Here is a 6,479-nt window from a genome sequence, read left to right as displayed (position 1 = left end):
AGCGGTGGATCTTGTCCTCGATCGACGGGCAATAGCGTGGGCCCTGCGCGTCAATAGCGCCGCTGAATAACGGCGACCGGTCAAGCGAACCTCGGATGATCTCGTGGGTCGCGGCATTGGTCCGGCTGACAGCGCAGAACGTCTGCGCTACCGTTCGCCCCTTGGACAGCGGCGACATCGTCCAGGCATCATCATCGGATGGCTGCTCGGGCAAGGCTGCCCAATTGATCGTGCGGCCGTCGAGGCGCGGTGGCGTGCCGGTTTTCAAACGGGCGATTGGCAATCCGGCATTGCGGATCTGTTGACCCAGTGAAACCGAAGCGGCCTCGCCTGTCCGTCCACCCTCGAGCCGTTCCTCGCCGCGAAATAATTTCCCGTTGAGAAATGTTCCAGTCGCCAGGATAACGGCCCGTGCTTGAATAGAAGATCCGTCCGCCATCACGATCCCGCTGACCCGCGTTTCCGAGATGATCAGACTGACAACTTCGCCCTCGACGATCGTCAGATCATCCTGCGCGTCGAGCATGCGGTGGATCGCTGCCTTGTAGAGCTTGCGATCGGCCTGAACCCGTGGCCCCTGTACCGCCGTGCCCTTGGAAAGATTGAGCATGCGATAGTGGATCGCGGCGGCATCGGCCGCCCGTCCGATCAGCCCGTCAAACGCATCGACCTCCCGCACCAGATGGCCCTTGCCGAGACCGCCAATTGCCGGATTGCAGGACATCGCCCCGATAGTGTCGCGGGAGAAACTGACCAGTGCGGTCGACACGCCCATGCGCGCGGCCACAGCCGCTGCTTCGCAACCGGCATGGCCTCCGCCAACCACAATGATGTCAAATTCACGGTTCATGGCGCGGCCCATAGCTCAAGCGCGTTTGCAGGTCAAAATCTACCGGTGCAGTGTCTGGGCGTTGTTCCACGTGGAACAATCATTTGCCGATACAGAATTTCCCGAACAGGCCGTCGAGCATATCTTCGGTGCTTGCCTTGCCAGTGATCTCGTCGAGCGCCTTGCGGGCCATCCGCAGATGTTCGGCGACAATCAGATAGTCCGCTTCGTCGATCATCGCTGCCAGATTGTCGCAAGCGACGGACAGCAGATTGGCCTGGCGCGCATTGACGCTGACCTGGTCACCATCGGGAAGTATGTGTTTTGCCCGTGTAATAAGATGGTTGACCAGCGCGTCCATGCCCTGCCCGCTGATCGGTGACAGGGTAAAGGCGGCGCCGGCTTTCGGACTGTGCTCCGGATGGTCGCAGCGAGAACTGATCTCGATGACATTGTCTTGGGCCGGTCCCTGCCCTTCCTCGCCAAGCCACAGTATAATATCGGCAGCAGCAAATTGCTGGTGCGCCCGGTCGATGCCGATCTGTTCGATAGTCTCGGCGCCGCTCTCGCGGACGCCGGCGGTATCGATGAAAAGAAACGGAACCCCACCCAGACCAATCGGCACCTCGATCACGTCGCGTGTGGTTCCGGCGATATCGGATACGATTGCCGCTTCGCGTTCGACCAGAGCATTGAGCAGCGTCGACTTGCCGCTATTGGGCGGACCACCGAGCACCACCCTGATACCATCGCGCAGTTTTTCCGCGCGTGGGCGTTGCAAGAGGTTGCGCATATCGTCAGCCAGCAAACGAGCCGTGTTCTGAATTATCGCCGATTGTGCCGGGGCGACATCATCCTCGTCGGAAAAATCCAGCTCGGCTTCGACTTGCGCCGAAAGCTGCAAGATCTGCTGCTGCCAGTCATCGACTTTACGCGATAGCGCCCCACCGGCATTGCGCACTGCCGCCTTGCGCTGCAGTTCGGTTTCGGCAAACAGCAGATCGGACAGACCCTCGGCTTCGGCCAGATCCATTTTGCCGTGGGTGAAAGCGCGCCGGGTAAATTCGCCTGGCTCCGCCTGCCGCAAACCGTCAATCTGCTCCAGTGCCGCTTCAATCGCCCTTATGACCGCCCGGCCACCATGACAATGGATCTCGGCCAGATCCTCCCCGGTCGCGCTGTTCGGCCCGGGAAACCACAGGCATAACGCGGAATCCAGCAGCTCGTTATTAACCATATTGGTGATACTATAGAGTACAGCAACACGTGGTTTTGGTAAATTACCGGTGAGCGATTGCAGCGCCTGTCCCGCACGCGGCCCGCTGATCCGCAGGATTCCTATCGCCGCCGGCGGTTGTCCGCTGGACAATGCGAAAATTGTATCATCAGCGGACAACATCTCTGAAAGCGGCAGCTAGTCCGTCTTTTTCTTGGCGGATGAAGATTTTCCGCCACCCGATGCGGCGCCCATGGCGCCGGTGAGGAAGGAGGAAAACATCTTCAGACCAGCCTCACCCATTGGTGCGATGATCTTGGTGAAATTCTGCAATTGCTCGACCGAATTGGCACCCTGCAGGAATTTCGACATTTCCTTGACGTAGCTTTCGTTCAATTTCGCGACATCGGGCAGACCGATTAATCGCCGCGCCTCTTCAGGTGTACAGTCCAGTTCAACGCTGACTTTCATTATATTTTCCTCTGTTTCGCCATTGCAGCGAAGTTCCCCCTCCGCTCAACAGGTTGATGTTCGACCTTGCCTGCCTCTGATATGGGGATATTGTGACCAAAGAATCAAGCTATGATGCAAAGGAGCGGCAAGATGGGCGCGATGGAACAAGTAAAATCACTCAGCGGAAGCGCGGAATTTCCCTGCTATATTGCAAAGCCCGACGGCAAGCCTGCCGCGGCAATCATCGTCATCCAGGAAATATTCGGCGTCAACAACGGCATCCGGGCCAAATGCGATCATTGGGCAAGTCTGGGCTATCTCGCGATTGCGCCAGATCTGTTCTGGCGGATTCACGAAGGAACCGACCTTGACGCCGATGTACCGGAACAATTCAAGACCGCGCTCGATCTGATGGGAAAATTCAATCAGGATCAGGGAATCCGCGATATCGAAGCGGCGATCCATTATGCCCAGAACAGTATTGGCAATCACAAGGTCGGATGCGTCGGCTATTGCCTTGGCGGTCGACTGGCCTTCATGACGGCCTGCCGTACCGATATCCGGGCTTCCGTCGGCTATTATGGCGTGGGTATCGACGGTCTGCTCGGCGAAAAACACGCGATCGCGCACGAGGTGATGTTGCATATTCCAACCGCCGACGGATTTGTCGCCGCCGATGCGCAAGCCGCGATGCACGCGGGGCTCGACGATCACCCCAAGGTGACCTTGCACGATTATGAAGGCCTTGATCACGGTTTTGCCGCCGAATTTGGCGATCGGCGTGATGACGAGGCGGCGAAACTCGCGGACAGCCGCACCCAAGCATTCTTCAAGGAGCATCTGGCATGAGCGCCCGCGATAATCTCAAAGTCTGGCATGCGCGGATGGAAAGCAAAAGCCCGGAAGAGCTCAGCGCGCAGATAGCCGATGATGCGGTGTTCCACTCCCCCGTCGTCCATACTCCGCAAGCGGGCAAAGGGCTTGTCATGGCTTATCTGTCAGCCGCCGATAATGTCCTCGGCAACGACAGCTTCCGCTATGTTCGCGAAATTGTCGACGACAGCCTCAATATGGCGATGCTCGAATTCACGCTCGAGCTCGACGGTATCCAGGTCAACGGCGTCGATATCATCAGCTGGAATGACGACGGCAAGATCCAGGACTTCAAGGTCATGGTTCGGCCGCTGAAGGCAATCAACAAGGTCTGGGAAGAAATGGGCAAGATGCTGGAGACAATGAAGGGTTAGGCTAACCGCTTCTTTACAAACGATACACGCGCTTCGACGCACACTTTAGGCAGTTCAACCAGATCATAACCATATTCATTCCAGGCAGCGGTGATCGCAGCGTAAGTTGCCTTGGCTTCCTGCCAATCCTGTATTCGATGCCGATCGCCATGGTAGATTTCCCTCCACGGCGGAGCGACAAGCACGGGGCCTGAATACCGGCAATCGCGACATGCTTGATCGAGTTCTTTGGGTTTCGGCAGACCCATTAGATCAAGAAATCCCGCATTGTCTGGAAAGCCGCGATCAAACAGCCAGGTCTCGACTGATAAATTGGCTATTCTGAACTTTTCAATATCCAGCTTCAATATCTCGAGCGAATAGGACAGCGGGTCAGACTTCCGCAAATCGTGACCATCGGTTCTCGACAAAACAGCGCGTCCGGACTCGCTGCCAATTGCAATTCCTTCGTGAGATAGTTTCTCACAGAGCGTTGTTTTTCCAGAACCAGGACCGCCAGTTATTACCGCAATATTTGTCGAGTTCAGGATCACCCGAACAGCGTCAGCACCCCGATCGTCTGCTCGTCACCCATCAGACCGGAATAGATCATCTTGCCAGCGACATAGACGATGACCGCCAGCCCCAGATAGGCGATCCATTTATAACGCTCGATATATTTGGCGATGACATTTGCCGCGAGGCCCATCAGCGCGACCGACAACAGCAAGCCCACTACCAATATCCCGGGATGATCCCGCGCAGCTCCCGCCACGCCGAGGACATTGTCCAGACTCATCGATACGTCGGCGGCAGTCACGCCCCATACGGCGGCCCAGAAGCTTCTCGGAGCCTTGATGCCGCTATGCTCGTCGCCAATGATCTCCGCCGACCCTGGGGACTCGCCTTTGTGGAAAATCTCGCGATAAAAATTCCAGCCGACCCAGAGCAACAGCAGGCCACCAGCCAGCACCAGACCGACAATCTGCAGCAACTGCACCACAATCAATGCAAACAGGATGCGCAGCAGCAGGGCGGCACCGATTCCGATCAATATCACCTTGCGCCGCTGGTCTGCCGGCAGTCCGCCGGCCAACGCGCCGACGACAATCGCATTGTCGGCCGCAAAGACCAGATCGATCAGGACGACCTGCCCGAAAGCGGCAAGCGCCGCCGGCGAACCGATATTCGAGAAATCATGGACAATCGCAGCCCATATGTCGGCAGGCGAACCCAGGCCGGTTGCCGCGACGGAGAAGATGGTAAGAAGTTCAATCATGGAAAATACAGGGTCCGTAGTAGTTCACATCCGGCATAGGATCATAGAAAGAGTGAAGCAAGGCACGCCACCGTTGATAATCGTCTGACTGGCGAAATCGTTCCCGATGCGATTCAATCCGGCAGTTCTACTGATTCATGCTGTCGAAGAAATCGTCGTTGGATTTGCTATCCTTCATCTTGTCGAGCAGGAATTCCATCGCGTCGATCGTGCCCATTTGCATGAGAATACGGCGGAGTACCCACATTTTCTTGAGCTTCTCGTCCTCGACCAGCAATTCTTCCTTGCGGGTGCCGGACTTGCCGACGTCGAGCGCAGGGAAGATACGTTTGTCGGAAACCTTGCGATCGAGCACGATTTCCGAGTTGCCGGTACCCTTGAATTCTTCAAAGATCACCTCGTCCATCCGGCTGCCGGTATCGATCAGCGCGGTGGCAATGATCGACAGCGAACCGCCTTCTTCGATATTTCGGGCAGCACCGAAAAAGCGCTTGGGACGTTGCAGCGCGTTGGCGTCGACACCACCGGTCAGAACCTTGCCGGAGCTTGGCACCACGGTGTTGTAAGCACGGCCGAGACGGGTGATGGAATCGAGCAGGATGACAACATCATGCTTGTGCTCGACCAGACGTTTGGCCTTTTCGATCACCATTTCGGCGACCTGCACGTGGCGGGTCGCGGGCTCGTCAAAGGTCGAGCTGATCACTTCGCCCTTCACCGAACGCTGCATGTCGGTCACTTCTTCCGGCCGTTCGTCGATCAGCAAGACCAACAGATAGACTTCCGGATGATTGTCGGTGATCGCCTTGGCAATATTCTGCAGCAATACGGTTTTACCGGTGCGCGGCGGCGCCACGATCAGCGCGCGCTGGCCCTTGCCCTGTGGTGCGATAATATCGATCACCCGGGCAGATTTGTCTTTTTCGGTAGGATCGAGACTGTCGAGCGTCAGTTTTTCGTCCGGATAAAGCGGTGTGAGATTGTCGAAATTGACCCGGTGACGGACGGCATCGGGCTCGTCAAAGTTGATCGCGGTCAGCTTGGTCAGCGCAAAATAGCGCTCACCATCGCGCGGTGCGCGGATTTCGCCCTCGACGGTATCGCCGGTGCGCAGACCGAATTTTCGGACCTGGTTGGGAGAGACATAAATATCGTCGGGACCGGCAAGATAATTGGCTTCCGGCGAGCGCAAGAAACCAAATCCGTCGGTCAACACTTCGATCGTGCCGAGCCCCATGATCAGTTCGTCCTGATCCGCGAGCTCTTTCAAAATCGCGAACATCAGATCCTGTTTGCGCAGGGTTGATGCGCTTTCAACGCCCAGTTCTTCCGCCATCGAGACGAGGCCGGCGGGCGATTTTTCTTTTAATTCTTTTAAATGCATGGAGGTTTATCCAGATAAATTGGGAAGCTATTTTTTTTGTTTTGCATGTGTGCAGCTGATGGCTGTCTACGATGTACATGAAAATTGAGCCC

General features: G+C 56.6%; 8 protein-coding genes. 2 read left to right on the top strand and 6 right to left on the bottom strand.

Annotation, left to right across the window (positions count from 1 at the left end):
- From WBM93_RS03590 to WBM93_RS03580, 3 genes are all read right to left on the bottom strand, one after another.
- A partial coding sequence (locus tag WBM93_RS03590) for an FAD-dependent oxidoreductase (protein ID WP_424428249.1) occupies positions 1 to 850 on the bottom strand: 850 nt, incomplete at its 3' end.
- A 79-nt stretch (positions 851 to 929) separates the two neighbouring features.
- Positions 930 to 2,228, bottom strand: coding sequence for a tRNA uridine-5-carboxymethylaminomethyl(34) synthesis GTPase MnmE (gene mnmE / locus WBM93_RS03585; RefSeq protein WP_424428246.1), 1,299 nt, complete (start codon positions 2,226 to 2,228; stop codon positions 930 to 932).
- Positions 2,229 to 2,243: 15 nt separating this feature from the next.
- On the bottom strand, positions 2,244 to 2,516 hold the full coding sequence (locus WBM93_RS03580) for a DUF6489 family protein (RefSeq protein ID WP_424428244.1): 273 nt from the start codon (positions 2,514 to 2,516) through the stop codon (positions 2,244 to 2,246).
- A 132-nt stretch (positions 2,517 to 2,648) separates the two neighbouring features.
- Here WBM93_RS03580 and WBM93_RS03575 point away from each other — a divergent pair, with 132 nt between their 5' ends.
- Both WBM93_RS03575 and WBM93_RS03570 read left to right on the top strand, forming a co-directional pair.
- Positions 2,649 to 3,347, top strand: coding sequence for a dienelactone hydrolase family protein (locus tag WBM93_RS03575; protein ID WP_424428252.1), 699 nt, complete (start codon positions 2,649 to 2,651; stop codon positions 3,345 to 3,347).
- Positions 3,344 to 3,745 (top strand): nuclear transport factor 2 family protein, encoded by a 402-nt coding sequence (locus WBM93_RS03570; protein WP_424428242.1) that lies wholly within the window; start codon positions 3,344 to 3,346, stop codon positions 3,743 to 3,745. The genes WBM93_RS03575 and WBM93_RS03570 overlap by 4 nt, the downstream gene beginning before the upstream one ends.
- Here WBM93_RS03570 and WBM93_RS03565 read toward each other — a convergent pair.
- From WBM93_RS03565 to rho, 3 genes are all read right to left on the bottom strand, one after another.
- A complete protein-coding gene (locus WBM93_RS03565) occupies positions 3,742 to 4,278 on the bottom strand; it encodes an AAA family ATPase (RefSeq protein WP_424428240.1) in 537 nt (178 codons plus the stop codon). The genes WBM93_RS03570 and WBM93_RS03565 overlap by 4 nt on opposite strands.
- A complete protein-coding gene (locus tag WBM93_RS03560; protein ID WP_424428238.1) occupies positions 4,275 to 5,003 on the bottom strand; it encodes a YjbE family putative metal transport protein in 729 nt (242 codons plus the stop codon). Before WBM93_RS03560 ends, WBM93_RS03565 begins: the two co-directional genes overlap by 4 nt.
- Before the next feature lie 127 nt (positions 5,004 to 5,130).
- Complete coding sequence (gene rho, locus WBM93_RS03555) at positions 5,131 to 6,387, bottom strand: transcription termination factor Rho (RefSeq protein WP_424428236.1); 1,257 nt, start codon at positions 6,385 to 6,387, stop codon at positions 5,131 to 5,133.
- Positions 6,388 to 6,479: the final 92 nt, after the last annotated feature.

Source organism: Parasphingorhabdus sp., assembly GCF_049667325.1.
Lineage (GTDB): Bacteria > Pseudomonadota > Alphaproteobacteria > Sphingomonadales > Sphingomonadaceae > Parasphingorhabdus.
The sequence above is the reverse complement of the archived record's forward strand: the minus strand, read 5'-3'. Positions and strand labels throughout refer to the sequence as shown.

Bases quoted from the DNA above. Each gene is read 5' to 3' on its own strand.
- mnmE (WP_424428246.1), bottom strand. From the start codon at position 2,228: ATGTTGTCCGCTGATGATACAATTTTCGCATTGTCCAGCGGACAACCG.
- WBM93_RS03580 (WP_424428244.1), bottom strand. From the start codon at position 2,516: ATGAAAGTCAGCGTTGAACTGGACTGTACACCTGAAGAGGCGCGGCGA.
- WBM93_RS03575 (WP_424428252.1), top strand. From the start codon at position 2,649: ATGGGCGCGATGGAACAAGTAAAATCACTCAGCGGAAGCGCGGAATTT.
- WBM93_RS03570 (WP_424428242.1), top strand. From the start codon at position 3,344: ATGAGCGCCCGCGATAATCTCAAAGTCTGGCATGCGCGGATGGAAAGC.
- WBM93_RS03560 (WP_424428238.1), bottom strand. From the start codon at position 5,003: ATGATTGAACTTCTTACCATCTTCTCCGTCGCGGCAACCGGCCTGGGT.
- rho (WP_424428236.1), bottom strand. From the start codon at position 6,387: ATGCATTTAAAAGAATTAAAAGAAAAATCGCCCGCCGGCCTCGTCTCG.